The sequence below is a fragment of the Lysinibacillus sp. KU-BSD001 genome (assembly GCF_042920265.1).
Taxonomy (GTDB): Bacteria; Bacillota; Bacilli; order Bacillales_A; family Planococcaceae; genus Lysinibacillus_B.
Genome location: NZ_JBDQZI010000021.1, coordinates 1 through 20264, shown reverse-complemented (window position 1 = coordinate 20264; position 20264 = coordinate 1). Strand labels below are relative to the sequence as shown.

Sequence of the window (20264 nt, the reverse complement as noted above, 5' to 3'; positions counted from 1 at the left end):
TATATTTAGAAAAAACCCCTTATCTTTTTCGATATACTTATATAATCTTGAAACTTTTTAAAGGTTCTATTGCCTCTAATAGGTGAAAGGAGGTTACAATATGACCGATTCAACTCAACTTGTTTATGCAGCCATTGCTGGAGATGAACAGGCATTTGAACAACTCATCATGCATGAAAGTGAAAAACTCTATAAAATGGCTTACTTACATATGCAAAACAAAGAAGATGCATTAGACGTAGTACAAGAAGCAACTTTTCAAGCATTTTTATCGATCAAACAATTAAAGGAGCCCTCTTTTTTTAATACGTGGCTTGTAAAAATACTGATTCATATGGCCTACAAAATGCTAGAAAAACAAAAACGGACTGTACAATTACCAGATGAAACGATTCAATTCATTTTAGAATCTAATCAGTCAGAAGAAGTAGCTATTGATTTGTCCGCAGCTTTGAGTAATTTAAATACAGATTATCGCAACTGTATCACATTATATTATTTTTATGATTTACCAATTAAAACCATTGCGAATGTGCTTGGCAAACCACCTTCTACAATTAAAACACACTTACGGCGAGCAAAAATACAATTGAAAAGTGTATTAGAGGAGGAATACTATGCGAAACGATTTATTTGAAGAGATTGAAGTGCCAAAAGCGCAAGTACAGCATGCCATTCAACAGGGGATTTCGAAAGGTAAAAAAGTACAAAAGCTTCGTAAAAACAAAACAATTAGCAAACGTATTTCGATTTTCAGTTCTGTAGCTGCCGCTGCAGTTTTAGCATCCGGCTTAGTCATTGCACCCATCGGTAATGTATTAGCAGAGGTACCTTTTATCGGGGATTACTATCAAAAGTTTCAATTATCAATCGGTGAGGAACTGGCTTCAGAGCAGTTATTAACAGAGATTAATGAGTCTGTGACAAACAATGGCGTAACGATGGCTATTACTTCCGCTTTCTACGATGGCTATTTTTTAGGGATTACATTTAAAGCTACAGGTGAAAATTTATCTGCTGAGATTAGTGGTGGCAAAGGACCCGAGTCTGGATATACCTTTGACTTGTTTAAACAAAACGATGATACAGATGGACTGGGAGCTACACTTGGTCCAATAGTAAAAGAAGGGGATGCTTACGTTGGGGCAATTATTTTTCATAATGATCGAGAATTGAACAATCTTGCAACTTTACCTATTACATTTACCTATATAGCAGGAGTATTTGGGGAATGGACCTTTAATGTTCCAATTGAAACATTGCCTTCAAAAACACACTCCTTGCAACAAATATCCTCATCCGAAGACCAAGATTATATCGTTCAATTTACAGATGCAGTCATTAATAAGACAAGTCTAATTGTCCATTTTGATATTCAAAAACAAGCGGGACTTGAAGGAGAGCGCTTCCTATTTAGAGGGAAAGTTAAAACTGTTAATGGCTATGCCTCTTTAAGAAGGCAAGTTGACAATTCAATTATTCTCGAAAAAGGCATAGATACAGAAACCATAATCCTTGAGCCTTACTTTAAAATCGGGAAGAAAGAAATCGACTTAACACCGATTGAAATTCAATTGAAATAATATGCTTCTGTAAGTACTAAACAGACAAAACCATATTTACGTTAAGTCCCTGCCCCCTTTTATACTATTTAAACAAAATTACCTATCCTTATCCTAAGTTCCCCTAATCAATTAGTGGAGATAAAGAAAACTCCACTAATTGACGTTTCATTTTATTGTATTTGCATTTCCATAAAAACAATAAAAAAAGAAAGAAATATTGGCATAATAAAATCCCCTAAAACCTCCAATGGTACATAGATTCCGAGCCCAGTAAATAACTGCCACAATATTTATGCACCCATAAATAATTTCCGAAATAGACCGTCCTCAATTTTTACGATTTCTTTTGATACAATAAAAGAAATAAACAAAGTGTAAAATAGTTGTTTAATTTCAATTAAATTACTTATTAAAAATTTTAAACATAAAGGACGGGATATATTTGAATAAACGAATCTTAATCGTAGAAGATGATCATGATATAAGCAATATGATTCATGAGACTTTAGAGAAGAATGGATTTACAGTATCAGCTGTTTTTGATGGAGAGGCAGCACTAAAAATAGTAGATACACAAAATTTCGATTTAATTCTACTAGATCTTATGCTTCCTAAAATTGATGGCATAGAATGTTTAAAATTAATTAGAACTAAAAGTACAATTCCTATCCTAATCATGTCTGCCAAAGGAGAGGCTGTAGATAAAGCTTTAGGACTTGGGTTTGGTGCAGATGATTATATATCCAAACCCTTTTCGATGATTGAATTAATTGCGAGAATTAAAGCCCTTATTAGAAGAACAACTGATTACATGTTGCCAACCCATCATCAGGAGAGCGTGCAAAATGGTTTTCTTGAAATTGGTGATTTAATCATCGACATAAATAGCTTTTCTGTCAAAAAACATAATGTCGATTTAAAACTTACCTTAAAAGAATTTAATATTTTAAAGCTATTTATCAGTAGACCAAATCAAGTTTTTACAAAATCTATGCTCTATAACCTTGTATGGCAAGAGGAATATTATAAAGATGAAAATGTCATCAATGTACATATTCGACGTCTTCGAGAAAAAATTGAAGATGACCCTTCCCATCCCAAATATATAAAAACTTTATGGGGAATTGGTTATAAGCTGGGGGAACTTTAATATGACTTATTTAGCTCTTATTTTATTTATTTTCTCTCTAGGACTGAATGTATATTTCTTTCACCAGCGTAAAGTACATATAAAGGAAATTTACTATATCGAAAAGAAGCTTCAAGAAACGATTAATAATAACACGCATGAAAATTTATTATTGTACACAAATCATCAGCACATCCAAAAATTATTAATACAAATAAACCGCCTTGTAGAACATAATCAAAAAACGGTGGCTAATTTTCATAAAGTAGAAAGATCCATGCGAAAGATGTTATCTAATATTTCTCACGATCTTAGAACACCTCTTACTGTTGTGCTTGGTTATATCGAAATACTATTACATGAAGAACACATTCCTGAAGAAAAAAGAAAATCCTTACTACATACGGCACATTTAAAAACGGTAGAAGTCTTAGATTTAATTAAACGCTTTTTTGAACTAGTTAAGCTTGAATCTGAAGATAGTAAACTTGAAATTTCAAAAGTAAATGTGAGTGAACTATGTCGAAAAATCATTCTAGATTATTATGAGATTTTAACAAAGAAAGAATTTGAAGTATCGATTGAAATACCCGAAGGACATATGTTTGTTTTAGGAAACGAAGACGCTATCCAGCGTATAGTCCATAACTTAATTTCAAATTCAATCCAGTATGGAGCAGAAGGGAAAACAATTGGATTCAAGCTTACTTATCGAAACGACTATGTATACATAGAAGTATCGGACAAAGGAAAAGGAATTACAGAAATAGACAGGGATCGTATATTCGAACGACTATACACAATGGAGGATTCTAGGAACAAGCTTTATCAAGGAAGTGGGCTAGGTTTAACTATTACGAAAAGATTAGTTGAACAATTAGGAGGAAACATATTTTTAGATAGTACTCCCTACCAAAAAACTACATTTACTGTTGAATTAAAGTGTGTTTCTTTTTAATCCGTATTGTAGCTTAAGGTTTTTGTAAGAAATGGGTAATAAAAAAGAAACTTCCTATCCATAGAATAGAAATAGCAGAAAGGGAGGTACAGTATATGACTTATATTATTCAAACAAATAATCTCACAAAAATTTACCAAGGGAACGCCGTTGTATCGAATGTAAATATGCATGTAAAAAAAGGTGAGGTTTATGGTTTATTAGGTCCGAATGGTTCCGGTAAAACGACGATTATGCGCATGATTATGAATTTATTGAAACCATCAAGCGGAGAAATTCTGGTCCTTGGTGAAAAAGTAACATCGACATCTTACGAAATGCTAAAACGTATGGGAAGCGTTATTGAATATCCTGTTTTTTATGACAAATTAACGGCCAGAGAGAATTTACAGCTTCATTGTGAATATATGGGCTACTACGATACAGATGCGATCAATTCTGTTTTAAATATGGTGCAGCTAAAAGATTTTGAAGGCAAAGCCGTCAAAGATTTCTCTTTAGGAATGAAGCAACGCCTAGGTGTTGCACGAGCTATTATAACGAAACCAGAAATTCTCATTTTAGATGAACCAATAAATGGACTAGATCCTCTAGGAATTAAAGAGTTTCGAAATCTTTTTCAAATGTTAAGTAAAGATTATGGCATGACATTGTTACTATCTAGCCATATTCTTGGCGAAATAGAGCAGATTGCCGATACTATTGCGGTAATCAAAGATGGGCAGCTTATTGAGGAAGTATTAATGGACGATATTCGTCTTCAAAATACAGAGTATATCGAATTGAAAACGAATGATGTAAAGAAAGCAGCCTATGAAATACATGATAAATTAAACATTTCTAACTTTAAGGTACTTGATGATACAACGATTCGTATATATGACCTAAACACACCACAAGGAGAAATATCGAAGACACTTGTATTAAATAATATTTTAGTTGAATCCATAAATAAAAAAGATCACACCTTAGAAGATTACTTTTTCAAGATAATCAATGGAGGTAGAATAAATGTTTAAACTTATAAAACTTGAGATAAAAAAATATAAACTGTTCAATTATTGGAAAGGCGTGCTTTTGGCGAATATTGGATTCATCGCCTGCCTATTTATGATTTATACTTTGGAAAAGTTAGACGAAAATATTCCTTTTGAAGATTTTGAAATGGTAACACTTATCATTAGTTCTACAATACGTGCAACATTCGTTATTTTCGCATCTGTACTTATTGTTAAGTTAGTGATCGATGAATATAGAAATAAATCGATCAATATCATGTTCACCTACCCAATTAAACGTAAGAAAATCATGCTATCTAAATTAACTATTATTGTCACTTTCACCTTTCTAACCGTCATATTGTCTACAATGTTTATGAATGGGCTTGTCTATGTACTCGATTTATTTTTTGACCTTATACCAGGCGAAATCAAAATAGAAGCACTTACTAAAAGTATCGTAACTGCATTCTTTCACTCTCTTGCTACTGCTGGACTGAGCCTTATTCCTTTATTATTTGGAATGCCTCGAAAATCGGCACCAGCTACAATTGTTTCTTCTATTTTCCTCGTCTCCCTAACTAGTTCTACAAGCGACAATTTTACTCTGTTTTCCATTATCGCAGTTCCTATTTCCCTTGGGTTGTTTGGTTTACTAATAGGGTATTTATCCATTAGAAATATAGAGGAAACAGATGTAAAAGTATCCTAGTTTATGATGACCATTAATAATTTTTTAAAGGTATTAGTTGAAGAAAAGAGGAACACGAGATGAAAAAAGGGATAATAGGGCTGTTACTCATAGCTTTTTTAGTAGTTCTCATTGGCTTTTTGTTTAAAAAGGAGTACTTCACATTAGTACCCCTACAGGAAGAGAAAATAATTGAACTCAATGATATAAAAATAATTAGCTTTCAAACAAACGCTACTGACATTGAAATTACTTCAGGTTCCTCCAATCACATATTAGTGAAATTAGAAGGGAAAATCGCTCAGTCATTTAAACATAAATACCATATAAATATTGAAGAGCTTAATAACCAATTAAAAATATCATTCTTGCCAAATGCCGATAGTTTAGGCATTAAATTTGGAGGTGAAAAGGACTTAACCTTACAAATTACATTACCTGAAAGAACTTATGAAGAGTTGTTAGTACAAACTACTTCTGGGGATATTAATACTGAAAATATAACCGCTAAAAATATGGAAATCATATCTGATTCTGGAGATCAAATCGTCAAAAACTTGAATACCACAGCGGTTAGTTCCATGATGTCTACTAGTGGTTCAATCAAAATTGAACATGGCGCAATGGAAAACTTCTTGATTGAGTCTATTAGTGGAGATGTGGAGATGCAGGAATTAATCTCTCAGAGGGGACAAGCTAAAACAAGCTCTGGAGACATAACTGCGGGAATGAAAAAAATCTTAAATGAATTAGATATTGTGACAACGAGTGGAGATGTTGCAGCTACTTTTAAAGAAAAACCAAAATCACTCAAAGTAAACTTCAAAGGGGATTCTGGAAAACCAAGTATTCAATTGGAGGATATAATCTCTAAAGATATAGGAGAAAATCATGCCATTGTCGTAATTGGCGAAGGTGATAAGACCTTAACCGTTACAACTACTTCTGGGGACTTCACATTAAAACAAAAATGAAGTTTGTTCTTAATCAATATAACCAAGGATAAACTACTATTACCGATAGTTTAAAACCCAAATTAATTAGAACTAATTCAACTAAATATAGTGCAAAAAGATACGTTTAATTTTAAAGACTTATAGGAAAGAGGGAAAGCTAAATTTGACTAAAAATAAAATTATATGTTTGGTTGCAATAGTAGTTATGGCTATTGTTTCTTTTTCTAATTTTTTTGGGGTTAATATTGCTGGTTTATCTGTTATTGTTGGTATTGCATTTTTCTTTATCAATCGATTTTCGAAAAGAAATATTACTTCTGATGATAGTTTAAATGTGAAAGCAATCGGTACTAATTTAAAAGACAAATCAATTTGGTTTTGGATTTTTTCACCAACTATTATGAACGTTATCTGTTTTACTTTAGCAACAATGTTCTTACCTGAATTCATAGAACACATTTATAACAGAACAGAATTTGTGATTTCGCTTGATAAGATATTCTTACTTGTTCTTCAACTTGCCATTTTTGCAATAGGTGAAGAAATTGCGTGGCGGGGTTTTTTCCAAAAACAATTAAGTGGATTATTGCCAATAATCCCAACGTTAATTTTGACCTCGATTATATTCTCATTTGGTCATTTCGCAGCCGGAAATATTGCTGTAGTCAGTTATGATATTTTCTTCATCTTCATAAATAGTGTTCTATACGGTGTTGTATTTTACAAAACAAACAATGCTTGGATAAGTGCTATTTCACATTTTATTGCTAATCTGTCCGGTGCTATCGTCATTATATTATTTTTTTAGATAGATTAATTTCAAAACTAACTTTTGGTTTAATAATAAAGGGGACCTTACCATCGTGTGATTCTCTCTATATTTGCATTAAAATCAACAATATTATTTAAAATGGCTTATAAATAAAAAGCTGATTTACCCTACCCGTAGGAATTAATCAGCCTTTCTTTTCGTTATTAACATGTATAGATTGCATTATACAGCCTCGTAATACCCTCTTTTATTTCCTCATTATTTAGATGCCCATAACCTAAAATAATTCGATTCAGATGGTTTCCTTTTTCAATTGTATGATCTTCTACCGAGTATACTTTCACGCCCGCTTGTTCGATTTGTTTCAGCACTTGAATTGAAAAATGGCAGTCTGGCAATTCAAGAATAAGGTGTAACCCTGTCGAATAACCGAAAATAGTAACCTTATTCAAAAATGTTGTATTGATACAATCAATCAAAAAATCTCTTCGCTTTTTATAAATTTTTTTCATCTTTGTAATATGTCTTTCTAAATAGCCTTCCTCAATAAACCGAGTAAGGATAAGCTGATCCACCGAAGGGGTATGTAGATCCGAAAACCATTTTAGCTTTCTACATTTTTCAACAAGATGCAAAGGAAGAATTAAATACCCTATTCTAAGCGCTGGTGATAAGATTTTACTAAATGAACCAACGTATAATACACGATCTGGTTCTAGTCCCTGTAGTGAGCTGACGGGTGAGCCTTCATATCGAAACTCACTATCATAATCATCCTCCACAACATAACAATTCATTTGTCTGGAGTACTCAATTAATTGAATCCGTCTTTGAATCGGTAACGTTCCCCCTAAAGGGAACTGATGGGAAGGCGTCACAAAAACAAACTTTGGATTTGTATGTACTGGCAACAAAGATGTCTTCATTCCATATTCATCAACAGGAATGGGATAAAGGGCCGAACCTGTAGTTGTAAAAATCGTTTGGATGTCATCCGTGATGGGGTCTTCCATGACAACTGTATCGTTAGGAGATAAGAGCAATTTAGAAACAAGCATTAATGCTTGCGTTGCACCAGACGTAATGACAATTTGTTCTGGATGACAATTCACCCCTCTTGTTTTCAATAAATAACGTGATAAAGCCTTTCTTAATTCTGGGCGTCCTTCCGGAATATCATAGCCGAACATCGCATTTGATGTATCATTCCATACCGCATACGACAATTTCGCCCATGTCTTACGTGGAAATAAATCTAATGCTGGAATCCCTGAACGGAAGTTGATGATGTGATCATCTTCGTTTGTATCGCTCGCCAAATTGAAAGTGTGAAATAAAGGCGGCTTTTTAAGTGGCTCTAAAAAAGTGCCTTCTCCTACAAATGTACCTGAACCCGTTCGTGAAGTTAAAAAGCCTTCCGCCATTAGTTGATCATAAGCTTCTAAAATGACATTTCTAGACACTTTTAACCCATCAGATAGTTCACGTGTCGATGGCAATTTTTCGCCAGCTTGTAATTCCCCCTTTAAAATTCGTTCTCGTATTTGTTGATAGACTTGTCGAATTAACGGTATATCTAAAGATCGATCAATAGGTATCCACAGCATATGTACATGTTCCCCCCACTAAAATTGGCACCATAAAAAAAAGAAATAAATGGTACTAATATAGACCATTTTATCATGATAAAGTGAACTCAAATAGGAAAAGGGAGATGTATAGTAATGATGAATCCAGAAATTCAATTCACCCAAGCACTGAAATCCATTGCACGAAATGAACAGATTAAATCCCACATTCAACACTCGACGGAGCTCTATCCGCTATTATTAAAAGCCGCGCAAAGATTTGTTACTGGCGAAAATAGAAAAGATGGGATTGTTACAGCAAAAGAACTGATTTCAAATGGCTATTCTGTTTCATTAGAATATATAGGGGAAAATACGACGAATTTAGAGGAATGCCAACAAGCAAAACAGGAATTTTTGTATCTGATTGAAGAAATGGGCTCGATGTCTATGCAGCAAACGGTTTCACTAGACCTTTCACATATTGGACTGTCGGTGAATCCAGATACAGCTTATCTGCATTTACTGGAGATAGCCAAGAAAGCGCAACAATACGACATAACCGTTATGATTAGTATGGAGGAATCATCGAAAACAAACGATATTGTGACTATCTATAAAAAAACAACAGAGCAGTACCCTAATGTAGGAATCACTATACAAGCACATTTATTTCGCTCGAACGATGATATTCAAGAACTGATTCACTATCCTGGGAAAATAAGACTTGTCAAAGGCGCTTATCAAGAACCTTCTACTATTGCGATGCCTAGATCAACAGAATTAAATGATCGTTATCTCCAATTTGTAGAACAATTACTCGGGGCGAATCATCCAGTATCCATTGCCACACATGATGAGAAACTTATTCAAGAAATGGAATATCGTCAATACTTCAAACAGCCACAGGTAGAAATAGAAATGCTCTACGGGATACGTCCCGATTTGTTAAAAGAGTTAAAAAATAAAGGATACAACAGCAAAGTATATTTGACTTACGGGACAGAGTGGTACTTGTATTTATGTCACCGCATAGCTGAATATCCAGAAAACCTCTATCTTGCAGTAACAGATATCATCCAACCTTCTTCGACAGACACAAGTAGATTGTATTAAAAGAACAGTTAACTATTCGTGTATAACTGAAATATATTTTTATACCTTCTAGAATTCTTTATCATAAAAGGGGCGCCCCAGAATACCTTCTCGAACGCCCCTACTCTCACATCATTATGATTTCCTATTTACCATAATTAATGGCGCAGTTACTTTCCACACCCAATTACTCGATAGAACATATACAATCAGAAAGGCGATGGCAAACAATGCTACGTAATTCCCTGTATCTTCTATCCATACATAAATGTCTGTTTCTTTAAATGCTCTAATAATAAATAAATGTAATAAATAAACCCCTAACGTTTTACCACCAATATTTGTATAAAACTGATTTTCCGTAGGGACGAGCGATAAGAAAATATATGTGCTTACTATCATTAACACATATATAAATAATCTACTTAAGACACTCGATTCCAATAGCCCATAGCCAATGTCTTCATAGGGTACTCTGCCAAAAAACCATTCTTTCCACCGCACATCTCCGTATAGATAAACAACTACAATCAGTGTACTAGCTAACATGCTGGCAACCCGTACATTCCATTTATTTTTCATCTTTACAAAGTTTTCACGATTTAAGTAATACCCCATTAAAAAGAAGGGGAAGAAGAAAAATGTTCTAGATAGCGATAGCCACTCGTTTACTTCACTCATATACCCTACTAGTAATGAGACAATAATCGATACTACAATCATCCCTTTATGACTACTAAATACCCATAGCATCATTTTCCACATAATCATGCTCAATAAAAACCATAAAGCATAGCGTGGTTCAAAAAACTCAAATTGTACATGATCCCCAAAAACATTCCTATAGTAAAGGGTATATAAAATTTGGAATATAACATAAGGTAGCACTAGCGTTTTAACTAGTTTCTTTAGATCGTCTAGACTTTTAATCTTTCGAGAAAAGTGGCCCGCTATTAAAATAAAAGCTGGCATATGAAATAAATAGATGACTAAATACAAAGTATCTACATATTGGTTTTCATTCAAATACCCCGACATTAAATGCCCTAATACAACTAAATAAATTAATATAGCTTTTGCGTTATCAAAATATGCTGTTCTTTTCATGATGTTTTCCTTTCAGCCATACATTCTACCATAAATTCGTGAGATTACATGCACTAATTATTTCCTAATTAAAAAGAAAAAGATTTTATTTTTCTCTAGTGTGGAGGAGCGTAGAATTGAAAAATAATCCCCCATCATTTCACCGTCTCATTTGCTTGCATTTTAGCTAAAAAATAAATGTTTTTGGCCGTTCACTGTAGGATTTTGACTGGATATAGTTAAGGTTTTGCTCGCACCAGGTTTTTTGATCGGATACGTTGACTTTTTGCTCGGATACCACAGCTTTTTGACCGTTTACACTGGGCTTTTGCTCGGATACAGCGACTTTTTGACCGGAGGCAACGATGATATGAACGCTACAAATGGCCATAATTTTAAGATGACCTATATAAATAATCAAGAAAAAATCACCCCAGTGCTAACGACGATAGCAACGGGATGATTTTAATGGAACTTTATTGTGGACTAACCTTATGATTACTTCCACATGCCTGCTTTTTCTAATTTCTTTTTACCTTTAAATGCTACTACTACTAATAGTGCATTTAAAATTAACATGAAGGCAAGTGCATACAGTACAAATGTATAGCTACCCGTGAATTGGTAAATGAATCCGTATCCAGGTAACGCAATAATACCTGCAACTGCTAAACCAATGGCTGCAGTAGAGTAAATTTGACTGTAATCTTTTTTACCAAATAAAGCAGTTGTTAAAAGTGGACCTAGTGTACCTAGTGATGCTACAACAAACCCAAAAATACCAATAGCGACAGTAAATAATGTTGGATTTTCAGGGACTGTTAGGAAAATACCAACCGGTACTAACCCTAATAGCATGCCGAATACGGCTGTATTTTTTGCACCAATTTTATCACTTAATACCCCAAACGATAAAGCACCGATTAATACACCGATCTGCATTGCACCTAGTGCGCTACCAGCAAATTTAATATCATAGCCAACGCCCATTGCGAACGGCGCAATATGTTGACTGAAGCTCGCAATCGATGTGATGATGAAGAAGAACGATAATAATGCGTAAAATGCGCTCGATTTTTTTGCGACTGCCGCTGCTACACCAGTTAATGTTTCTTGTTGTGCCGTAGCATTTTCGTTCGTATTCACTTCATCCATACCTAATGGTTGTAAACCTTTTTGTTGAGGAGCCATTCGAATTACTAATAATACGATCGGAATGATAACCGCTGCTACACCTAAACCTAAAGCAATATACGTAAATCTCCAGCCTTGCGTAGCAATTAAGTTTCCTGCAAATGGTTGAATAATGGCACCAAATACACCACCGATTGCTACCATAATCCCGATTGCTAAACCATTATGCTTCTTAAACCAGTTATTGATTAACACAGGGCCTGCCATTTGTGTAATAAAAATCGAACCAATGGCCATTGGAATCGAGAATAAATACCAGCCCCACACAGAGCTCATAAAGCCGAACATGGCGAATGAACCAGCCATTAATACAATCGAAACGATTAAAATTAATCGTATATCATATTTCGCCATTAACTTACCTGCAATCGGTAAGAAAATCATTGTAACAATAGAGGCAATACTAAAGTATAGAGTTAAGCTCCCCATACCAATACCTAAATCTTCTGTAACAGGTGTTAGGAATAATCCACCTGCAGTCGAAATACCATTTTTACCTACACCGACCATAATCGATACAGCAATTAATAACCACCAAGCATAGTGGATTTTTTTCTTTTGTTGTTTAGTCATGATGTAATCCTTATCTTCTAATTTTTTTATGACCATGTCGTCTAAACGACACGCCATGATTGATATGATTGAAACGCAAAGCACTCATTATTAACGTAGTTTAATAGAGCCACCGTCTACCATAATTGTTTGACCTGTAATATAAGCAGAATCTTCACTTGCTAGGAATACAGCCACACGTCCGATATCTTCCTCAATTTCCCCTAATCTTCTTAGTGGAATTTTCGCTAACATACCTTGGTAGTATTCTGGGTTTTCTTCTGCCCATTGCACCATACCTGGTGATTTGGCAATTGGAGAAATGATGTTTACATTGATGCCAAATGGACCAAATTCATTTGCTGCTACACGCGTAATGGCACGAATTGCTTCTTTTGCAGCGGCATACGAACCTTGATTTACATCCCCGTTAATGCCCGCGCCCGATGCAAAATTGATAATATTTCCTTTTGTTTCTTTTAAATATGGAAGTGCCGCTTGCATTAAGTAGAATGTTGGATAGAATCCCGTATTAAACGATAAATCGAAATCGGCTTTTGTTGTGTCTGCAATAGAGCCCATTCTTGATGCATGTGCATTATTTACTAAAATATCAATCTTGCCAAATTTCTCAGCAACTTCTTTGACAATATCCCCTAATTTTTCATGCTCTGCAAGATTTGCTTGCATAAACATAGATTCAGGTTGGTATTGTTGTAATTCCTGAATTGTCTCGTTTCCAAGCTCTGCATTTAAGTCAACAATGACAACTGTTGCGCCTTCTTTCACGAAAGCAGTAGCCATCCCTTTACCAATACCACCTGCACCACCAGTGATGATGGCTACTTTCCCATTCAACTTTTTCATACTGTTTTCTCCTTCACCAATACATATTTAACAACGATTATAGGCTGTAAAAATACTTGTCCTAAATCTTAATTTTATGTTGACATTATTAGGCTAACACCATAAATAGATTTATAATAACCAGGTAACTTTGCGTAACCAATAATAACTTTATAAATAGAGTGTGTCAATAATATGAACAAATTTATTTTAGTAGCTTTGAATTTACAAAATATAATGATAATATTAAAATAGTTTATTGTTATAAATAGTTAACAAAAACCTATTAATTGTATATTAAGAAGGTGTTACGATTGAACGAACTACAGCAAGAGGAAGTAGTTTGCAACAAAATTGAAGTGGCTTATCAAATTATAGAAAAAAAATGGGTATGCTTAATTATCAATTCATTGATGGATATGCCAAAAAGGTTCAGTGAAATAAATTCTGTCATTCCTGAATTAAGTAAGCGAATGTTAACAGAGCGGCTGAAAGAACTTGAAGATTATGGGATTGTTTTACGTAACGTCATATCCGATCGTCCCATTCGCTCTGAATATTCCTTAACGACGAAAGGACACGATCTAGGAGTTGCGCTTCAAGCAGTGGAGTCCTGGGCTAAAAAGTGGGGATAATTAGGCAGGCAATACAGTCATAACCAATCGATTTTGCTTCGCTAGACAGACTTCTTCAAACTATTTTTTTATTCACCTATACATTTATGCTACGCTAATTTCCGATGATTCATTTTGTTATTTTCTCCGCGAAAACGACTAATCTCGCTCGAATTATCGGAATATTCTTTTTTATGTTATTTTGATAAGTATTTGCTAACAACCTACATAGGAAGTGGATGAACGAGGTAAGTAACCTAGTTACGCATAGGATAATTGTTAAATAAAAAGAATAATCCCACGGAAAATTTTTTCCGTGGGATTTTATATAAATTATTTAATTTTACAATAACATACGCAAATATTTTTCGAAGTTAATGCCTGCTTCTCTAGGAATTTGTTCCAAGGACGTGTCATGAATAGCTGCTGTCAGAAAAGTCTCTGCTAGCTGCAAACAGTCCACAAGGTCCTGCCCACGCATCATGCCGCCCATAATGACGGATGCAAATAAGTCACCTGTGCCCGAATAGCTTTCCCCATTAAATTCCCGCTTACTATAAAAGGTTCTGTCTCCGTCCACATACATATTGCCAATAGACTGCTTCGTTGCATCGTCTGACGGTGGGTTGACACCTGTAATAATGACATGTGCCCCCGTATTGTGTTGCAATATCCGCCCCGCTTCTTCTACTGCTTGAATATAGTCCATTTCCTTTGAATAGCTATGTAATTTTTCATAGGACAGGCCCGTTAATAAACAGCACTCTGTAATATTCGGTGTAATGATATCTGCACGCTTCACAAGCTCTTTCATACGTTCCAGCAATTCACCCGTAAACATTTTATATACCTCACCCATATCCCCCATGACCGGATCCACAAGTAAAGTCGTTTCTTTTGTGTGAAATTGATTTAAAAACTGAAAAATATGGTCGATTTGCTCCTTACCCGTCACAAAACCTGTGTGAATGCCATCAAAGTGGGCATTTAGCTTGCTCCATTCCTCTACGAAATGGCTCATTTTAGATGTTAAATCTTCACAAAAAAAACTTGGATAACCCGTTTGTGCCGTTAATATAGCAGTTGGCAACGGACATGCTTGCACGCCCATTACCGAAAGAACTGGAAGCGCAGCTGTTAATGAGCACTTACCAAAAGATGACATATCCTGTATTACAGCGACTTTTTTCATAATATCCTCCATCCAATCGATCCAACTTACACTTTATCCATCGTACCATAAATCGAAACTGTGGAAAATCCCAGTGTCTCGAGAAGTCCTTCCGAGTGCTACGCTAACAGCCCCAAACTGACCACATCTTTTTTTCTCAAATTGGCACTTTTATAGGCATCAGTCTTTTGCTAAAGTTGTCGGTATATTCTAAATAGCAAGGAAGATAGATATGCAAAATACACAAACTTATTCGAAACCGCGTCAGAAAACGTTTGATTTAGTTATTACAGCGATGTTAGCTACACTTGTATTCGTGTCGACAGTCTATTTAAATATTAAGCTACCTATTTTATCAAAAGGTGGTTTAGTACATTTAGGCACAGCAATGCTTTTTATTGCCTCTATTTTATTCGGGCCGAAAAAAGGTGCTTTAGCTGGTGCAATTGGTATGGGGTTATTTGATATCGTCGGCGGCTGGATGATCTGGGCACCGATTACGATTGTGGCGCGTGCTTTACAAGGCTTCATCGTCGGTAAAATTGCTTGGTCAAAAGGACATAAAGGTGACAATATCGCATTAAATGTAATCGCAATGATTGTGTCCATTCCTGTGATGATTGCCGTTTATTACATTGGTGAAGTTATTTTATACAATAACTGGGTTGCCCCATTAGCTTCCATCCCTGGTGACCTTGTACAAAACGTATTAGGCATTATCATTGCCATTCCAGTTTGGATCATATTGAAAAAAACACCTTATTTTAAAAAGAATTTTTAATCATCGTTAAAAAGGGCTCTTCACCTAAATGTGTACTTGACCGCACATTCCGTTACGGGCGGACGCTTTCCGCGGGCTTGGCTTCAGCCTCCTCGACTCGCGAAGCTCGTCTGCGGGGTCTTCAGCTCAAGCTTATCCCGCTGGAGTCGCCGCCCTTCACTCCATGTGCTTTTAGAGTGCTATCTTTTTTATCAAGAACATATTTTGATATTGAACCTTAAAAAGAAAAGGCTATTTACAATGTGCAAATAGCCTTTTCCCTATATTTCCTCTTTTCGAATATGCTCAATCAATCGCTCGAAATACTGGATAGAGCTATCGATACGATAATGGGCATAATCGCTCACAAAGTCTGCTAATACTTCTTGCCCCGGTTCCACAAAATGTTTCCCCTCAAATTGAGCCATTCTATCCCAAGTTGTTTTGATGCCGTCTACCTTTTTTTCTAATATACGAATGACTTTATCGCGGTCGACATATTTCATATTGGCTAAACCAATAATCATATCACCAATGGAATTAGCATTTTCAAATAGTTTATAAATCTTCTTCGGTAAAGCTTCTCGGCCTTTTTCAGTAATGGCAAATACTTGTTTGTCTGGTCGGTGTTCTTCTTTAATGACTTCTTTTGTCTCAATGAACCCTTGCTTCGCTAACGATTCAAAATGGTAATATAACTTACTTTCCGTCAAACCATTGATTGTATCAAGAGGCTGTAATTCTGCGATTTGTTTTTTCAATTTATAAGGATAATTATCTTCTTCCATCAGCTTCGTTAAAATGAAAATTTGAATTGCCATTGTTTCAGCTCCTTAGGCAAATAATAGTTCTATTCTATCAAAACTACGTATTTACTTCAGCCGAAATTACACTTTTGCCAATTCTGTTGTATCTACTACTTCCAGTGGCTTATGGAAAATCCACACAATCACACCGTTAATAAGCATCGCTACTACACCAACAATCGCTAACCCGACTATATAAGGACTAGCACTTGTACTACCAAAAATATTGGCAAAGTAAGCTTGCACAGAATAATACATCGGCGTAATATGACTTGCCCATTCATACGGGGCATACATCATCTCACGGGGAATCGTTGCACCATTGGCAAGCGTTTGTACTAATAAAATCGGGATATTGAGTAGCATCCCTGCCTCTCCCATTAAAAACACGACGATCGCTGTGAAGTTAAAGCATACCCAATAATTCAGGATTTGTTGTCCCCAAATTGGGAAGAATACATCGCCGCTTAAATCATTGATACCAAATGCGATTCCTGCTGAAGCTATACCAGCAATCACCCCAACAAAAATTGCCGTTAACTGTACATAAATAAATAAACGTGTTTTCGTCGCTTTTCCACGATTTGCTTTAAATGCCCCTACTAATTGCATCGCTGCAATCATCGCCCCTACATATAAAGACATCGTTAAAAACATTGGTAACATATTGTTGTGCATCCCGTCTGGCATATCATTGATCGTCACAACATTACCTACATAGCTGTTTTCAATTAGCTCCGTCATTTCTTTTGCTTGCCCTTCAGGTACATTCAAGTTCATTAAAATACCTTGTGCTGTTTGCTGTGAAAATTGTGTACTTAATTGCGCATTAATTTGAGCAATCACTTGTGTCATCGAAGACGATACGACTGTGGCACCTGCTTCGTTCAGTGTAAAGTCAATACTTGATGACACATCACGATTTTGTAAATCGGCTGAAAACGTTTCTGGAATATGAATCACTAACGCTAATTCGTTATCTTCTAACTCGGTTAACGCAGCTTTATTCGAAAGATCTGTCTTTATTTCTTCAAATGGTAATTGTTCTTCTAAGCTCTCTACAATTTGCGCCCCTACTTCCCCTGCATCATCATTAATAATGGCAATCGGTAACTGATCGATATTCCCAGGGATAGCTGTGTACCCTGGCAAAAAGATGCCTAACATACAGACGGTATAAAAAACCCCCATAAATAAAGCAGCCGTGGCACCTTTACTCTTCAAAAACTCTGTAAATCTCATTTATTTAACCCCTTCTAAGTAGCTTGTTATTTTAATTTAATTAGTTTAATTAAAGTACTTTGATTTGAACATGTTAGATATTCTATTAGATTAACTTTTTAATTGCAAACCAAAGAGTGAACAAGACCTATTTTGTTTTTATTTTTTGTCCAAATTATGAAATGAGGGAGGGGGAATGATAGTAATTTATTAATTAGGGACGTTTTTAGACTTTAAAGGAATGGGTGAAGGATGAGGAAATCAAAAATAACCCCTTACAGCTATATACAAGAGGCTATTTTGTATCAAACTTCAGTTATTAGCGACAATCAATCAATGAAATTTTCAAAACTATTACTGAAAAAACCAATGAAATAACATAATAAACAGTTGGAAACGTTCGTTTTCCTACTGTTTTATATTTTAGGGTATTTGTTAATTTATAATAACGTTTGATCAAAACATTAGCTTAGTAAGGAACGTTACGAACTCGGTTTAATATATTCTCCTGTTGCAGCATTAAAGCCCGCAGCTTTCATTTCTGTCTGGTCACTATTCCAACCTATCACTAATATTAGATCCATATTTCTCTCTGTGTCTTTTATAAGCATAAAACTATAACCTTTCGCCCAGTCTTTCCCAGGATAAATACCACCTATTTTCAATGCTTTTTCTAGTAACTCTGGTGAATCATACTTAATCTCTTCCATTTGTATAAACTCTTTTTTAGGGTAAGGAGAAGAACCATTCCTCGTTAAATCACTTGTATGGTCTATTTTTCCCTCGTGAATGGTTACTAAAAAAGCCTTATTAGTATCTGGTACGCCAAATGAAATGTTCCAATACTTCCTTTTTCCGTTACTGCCAATGGACTTCCCCGGCTGATCTAAATCGATATTTATTGCCTGCAATAATTGAGCATTTTCATTCCATCTCAATGCAGGCGGATATGCTAATTCAATCGCTTGCTTTATAGATAATTGTTGTTCATCGACCTCAAATATCTTTTCAGAGGATTGTGATGAACGAGCAGATATTTGCTCAACAGCATCAACTGAAATTAACAAAAACAAGATAATAAGAACTATTTTTTTCATTTCCTGGCCCCTTTTTAGGGGTATTGTTTCCAACCCTTATTCAATTATTCGGCGGCGTTAGTTAAAGAACAGACATGAACTATCTAAACCAAACAGTTCAATAATCAACAGAATTTGCTAGCTGAACGAGTATTTCAGGTGTTACTTTATCAGACACATCTCTATCAATACTAAACACATATTGCCAATCATCTCTTTCGAAGACTAACAAATTAAAACCCATTCTCGGGTTTTCAATATATGTTGCATCATTTCCATTCTCTAGCTTAAAGACATTTGATATATACTTTTAAAATGGGATTTTATAATGTAAGAGAATATTATTAGTAGGCGATACCTACACGTGATTTTATATAATTGTTACTTTCAATCTGCTTATATGTAAATTCTGCTGTATCCGATACGTATATTTTTACTCCACCTACCGGTAAGAAATCACGTTCCACACGATATTCATCTAAACTTTCTCCATCTGGTAAATATGTAGGACATACAATAGTCCATTCGAGTGTTGATTGTTTAAGTAAATCGTAAACTTTATGATGTTCTTCTGCTGCACGGGTGGATTTACGCTTTGATTCACTTGATTGATAACGCAGTAAATTGGGGGTGGTTCTACTTTGTAGGATACCTGCCGTTCCTATAGTTATAATCCGTTGTATACCTTCGTTTTCCATTGCCTCTATAATGTGTGGCATACTTTCAGACAAAGTTGTTACTCCATCAGTATTTAGCGCACTAATAACTACATCAATTCCGTGCATTGCACGTATGATATCCTCTTTATTTAAAACATTCCCTTGAATAATAGTTAAATTTTCATTATTTATTTGAATCTTCTCTGGAGTACGAACTACTGCAGTAACATGATGTCTGTCATGAAGAGCATAATTAACTATTTGACCTCCAACTCGGCCAGTTGCACCTAAAATTAAAATATTCAAAAGTATAATCCTCCTTTTACGATACAAATAATACACTACACTATAAATACTATTATTTCGTCGTTTTTAACTTAGGTAGCATTACTTTAAGTATATAAATTCAAACTACTTAAATTTTACAATAGAGAACTAATTTTCTTTAAAGAAGTAGCTATAGTGATAGGTAAGCCTTTGACGTTATCTCCAGCTTTTCCCTCACTTCACACCGTACGTGCGACTTTCACCGCATACGGCGTTCCAA

Annotated in this window: 20 protein-coding genes; 11 read left to right on the top strand and 9 right to left on the bottom strand. The window is 35.1% G+C overall.

The window, feature by feature from the left end; all coding sequences use genetic code 11:
• The first annotated feature begins 100 nt into the window (after window positions 1-100).
• The 8 genes from AAGS61_RS19580 to AAGS61_RS19545 all read left to right on the top strand — a co-directional run bounded on the left by AAGS61_RS19580 (window position 101) and on the right by AAGS61_RS19545 (window position 7105).
• On the top strand, window positions 101-637 hold the full coding sequence (locus AAGS61_RS19580) for a sigma-70 family RNA polymerase sigma factor (protein WP_391375983.1): 537 nt from the start codon (window positions 101-103) through the stop codon (window positions 635-637).
• The gene (locus tag AAGS61_RS19575; protein ID WP_391375981.1) at window positions 618-1583 is read left to right on the top strand and encodes a DUF4179 domain-containing protein; all 966 of its coding nucleotides are present in this window, start codon (window positions 618-620) and stop codon (window positions 1581-1583) included. The genes AAGS61_RS19580 and AAGS61_RS19575 overlap by 20 nt, the downstream gene beginning before the upstream one ends.
• 424 nt (window positions 1584-2007) lie before the next feature.
• Complete coding sequence (locus tag AAGS61_RS19570; protein WP_391375978.1) at window positions 2008-2715, top strand: response regulator; 708 nt, start codon at window positions 2008-2010, stop codon at window positions 2713-2715.
• A gap of 1 nt (window position 2716) precedes the next feature.
• Complete coding sequence (locus tag AAGS61_RS19565; protein WP_391375975.1) at window positions 2717-3652, top strand: sensor histidine kinase; 936 nt, start codon at window positions 2717-2719, stop codon at window positions 3650-3652.
• A gap of 95 nt (window positions 3653-3747) precedes the next feature.
• The gene (locus AAGS61_RS19560) at window positions 3748-4671 is read left to right on the top strand and encodes an ABC transporter ATP-binding protein (RefSeq protein ID WP_391375973.1); all 924 of its coding nucleotides are present in this window, start codon (window positions 3748-3750) and stop codon (window positions 4669-4671) included.
• Window positions 4664-5362: an ABC transporter permease gene (locus tag AAGS61_RS19555; protein ID WP_391375970.1), complete on the top strand. Its 699-nt coding sequence runs from the start codon at window positions 4664-4666 to the stop codon at window positions 5360-5362. The genes AAGS61_RS19560 and AAGS61_RS19555 overlap by 8 nt, the downstream gene beginning before the upstream one ends.
• A 59-nt stretch (window positions 5363-5421) precedes the next feature.
• On the top strand, window positions 5422-6315 hold the full coding sequence (locus AAGS61_RS19550) for a DUF4097 family beta strand repeat-containing protein (RefSeq protein ID WP_391375967.1): 894 nt from the start codon (window positions 5422-5424) through the stop codon (window positions 6313-6315).
• Window positions 6316-6460: 145 nt separating this feature from the next.
• Window positions 6461-7105 (top strand): CPBP family intramembrane glutamic endopeptidase, encoded by a 645-nt coding sequence (locus AAGS61_RS19545; protein WP_391375966.1) that lies wholly within the window; start codon window positions 6461-6463, stop codon window positions 7103-7105.
• Between the two features lie 167 nt (window positions 7106-7272).
• On the opposite strand, the gene AAGS61_RS19540 is transcribed toward AAGS61_RS19545, so the two are convergent.
• The gene (locus tag AAGS61_RS19540; protein ID WP_391375963.1) at window positions 7273-8676 is read right to left on the bottom strand and encodes a PLP-dependent aminotransferase family protein; all 1404 of its coding nucleotides are present in this window, start codon (window positions 8674-8676) and stop codon (window positions 7273-7275) included.
• Window positions 8677-8793: 117 nt separating this feature from the next.
• Here AAGS61_RS19540 and AAGS61_RS19535 point away from each other — a divergent pair, with 117 nt between their 5' ends.
• Window positions 8794-9753, top strand: a complete 960-nt coding sequence (locus tag AAGS61_RS19535) for a proline dehydrogenase family protein (protein WP_391375960.1) — start codon at window positions 8794-8796, stop codon at window positions 9751-9753.
• Window positions 9754-9867: 114 nt separating this feature from the next.
• Here AAGS61_RS19535 and AAGS61_RS19530 read toward each other — a convergent pair whose 3' ends face one another.
• The 3 genes from AAGS61_RS19530 to AAGS61_RS19520 form a co-directional block, all read right to left on the bottom strand.
• Window positions 9868-10839 (bottom strand): acyltransferase family protein, encoded by a 972-nt coding sequence (locus AAGS61_RS19530; RefSeq protein ID WP_391375957.1) that lies wholly within the window; start codon window positions 10837-10839, stop codon window positions 9868-9870.
• 477 nt (window positions 10840-11316) lie between these two features.
• Complete coding sequence (locus tag AAGS61_RS19525; protein WP_391375954.1) at window positions 11317-12585, bottom strand: MFS transporter; 1269 nt, start codon at window positions 12583-12585, stop codon at window positions 11317-11319.
• Window positions 12586-12675: 90 nt separating this feature from the next.
• Entirely contained in the window at window positions 12676-13431 is a 756-nt protein-coding gene (locus AAGS61_RS19520) for an SDR family NAD(P)-dependent oxidoreductase (RefSeq protein ID WP_391375951.1), read from the bottom strand.
• Window positions 13432-13724: 293 nt separating this feature from the next.
• On the opposite strand from AAGS61_RS19520, the gene AAGS61_RS19515 reads away from it, so the two are divergent.
• Window positions 13725-14045, top strand: coding sequence for a winged helix-turn-helix transcriptional regulator (locus tag AAGS61_RS19515; protein ID WP_391375948.1), 321 nt, complete (start codon window positions 13725-13727; stop codon window positions 14043-14045).
• 322 nt (window positions 14046-14367) lie between these two features.
• Here the strand turns inward: AAGS61_RS19515 and AAGS61_RS19510 are convergent, their stop codons facing one another.
• Entirely contained in the window at window positions 14368-15216 is an 849-nt protein-coding gene (locus AAGS61_RS19510) for a pyridoxamine kinase (protein ID WP_391375945.1), read from the bottom strand.
• Between the two features lie 211 nt (window positions 15217-15427).
• Between AAGS61_RS19510 and AAGS61_RS19505 the strand changes: the two genes are divergently transcribed.
• The gene (locus AAGS61_RS19505) at window positions 15428-15976 is read left to right on the top strand and encodes an ECF transporter S component (protein WP_391375942.1); all 549 of its coding nucleotides are present in this window, start codon (window positions 15428-15430) and stop codon (window positions 15974-15976) included.
• A gap of 260 nt (window positions 15977-16236) precedes the next feature.
• On the opposite strand, the gene AAGS61_RS19500 is transcribed toward AAGS61_RS19505, so the two are convergent.
• From AAGS61_RS19500 to AAGS61_RS19485, 4 genes are all read right to left on the bottom strand, one after another.
• Entirely contained in the window at window positions 16237-16776 is a 540-nt protein-coding gene (locus AAGS61_RS19500; protein WP_391375939.1) for a PadR family transcriptional regulator, read from the bottom strand.
• Window positions 16777-16842: 66 nt separating this feature from the next.
• Window positions 16843-18003, bottom strand: coding sequence for a YhgE/Pip domain-containing protein (locus tag AAGS61_RS19495; protein ID WP_391375936.1), 1161 nt, complete (start codon window positions 18001-18003; stop codon window positions 16843-16845).
• Window positions 18004-18464: 461 nt separating this feature from the next.
• A complete protein-coding gene (locus tag AAGS61_RS19490; RefSeq protein WP_391375933.1) occupies window positions 18465-19079 on the bottom strand; it encodes a hypothetical protein in 615 nt (204 codons plus the stop codon).
• Window positions 19080-19402: 323 nt separating this feature from the next.
• On the bottom strand, window positions 19403-20023 hold the full coding sequence (locus tag AAGS61_RS19485; protein WP_391375930.1) for an NAD(P)-dependent oxidoreductase: 621 nt from the start codon (window positions 20021-20023) through the stop codon (window positions 19403-19405).
• Window positions 20024-20264 lie beyond the last annotated feature (241 nt).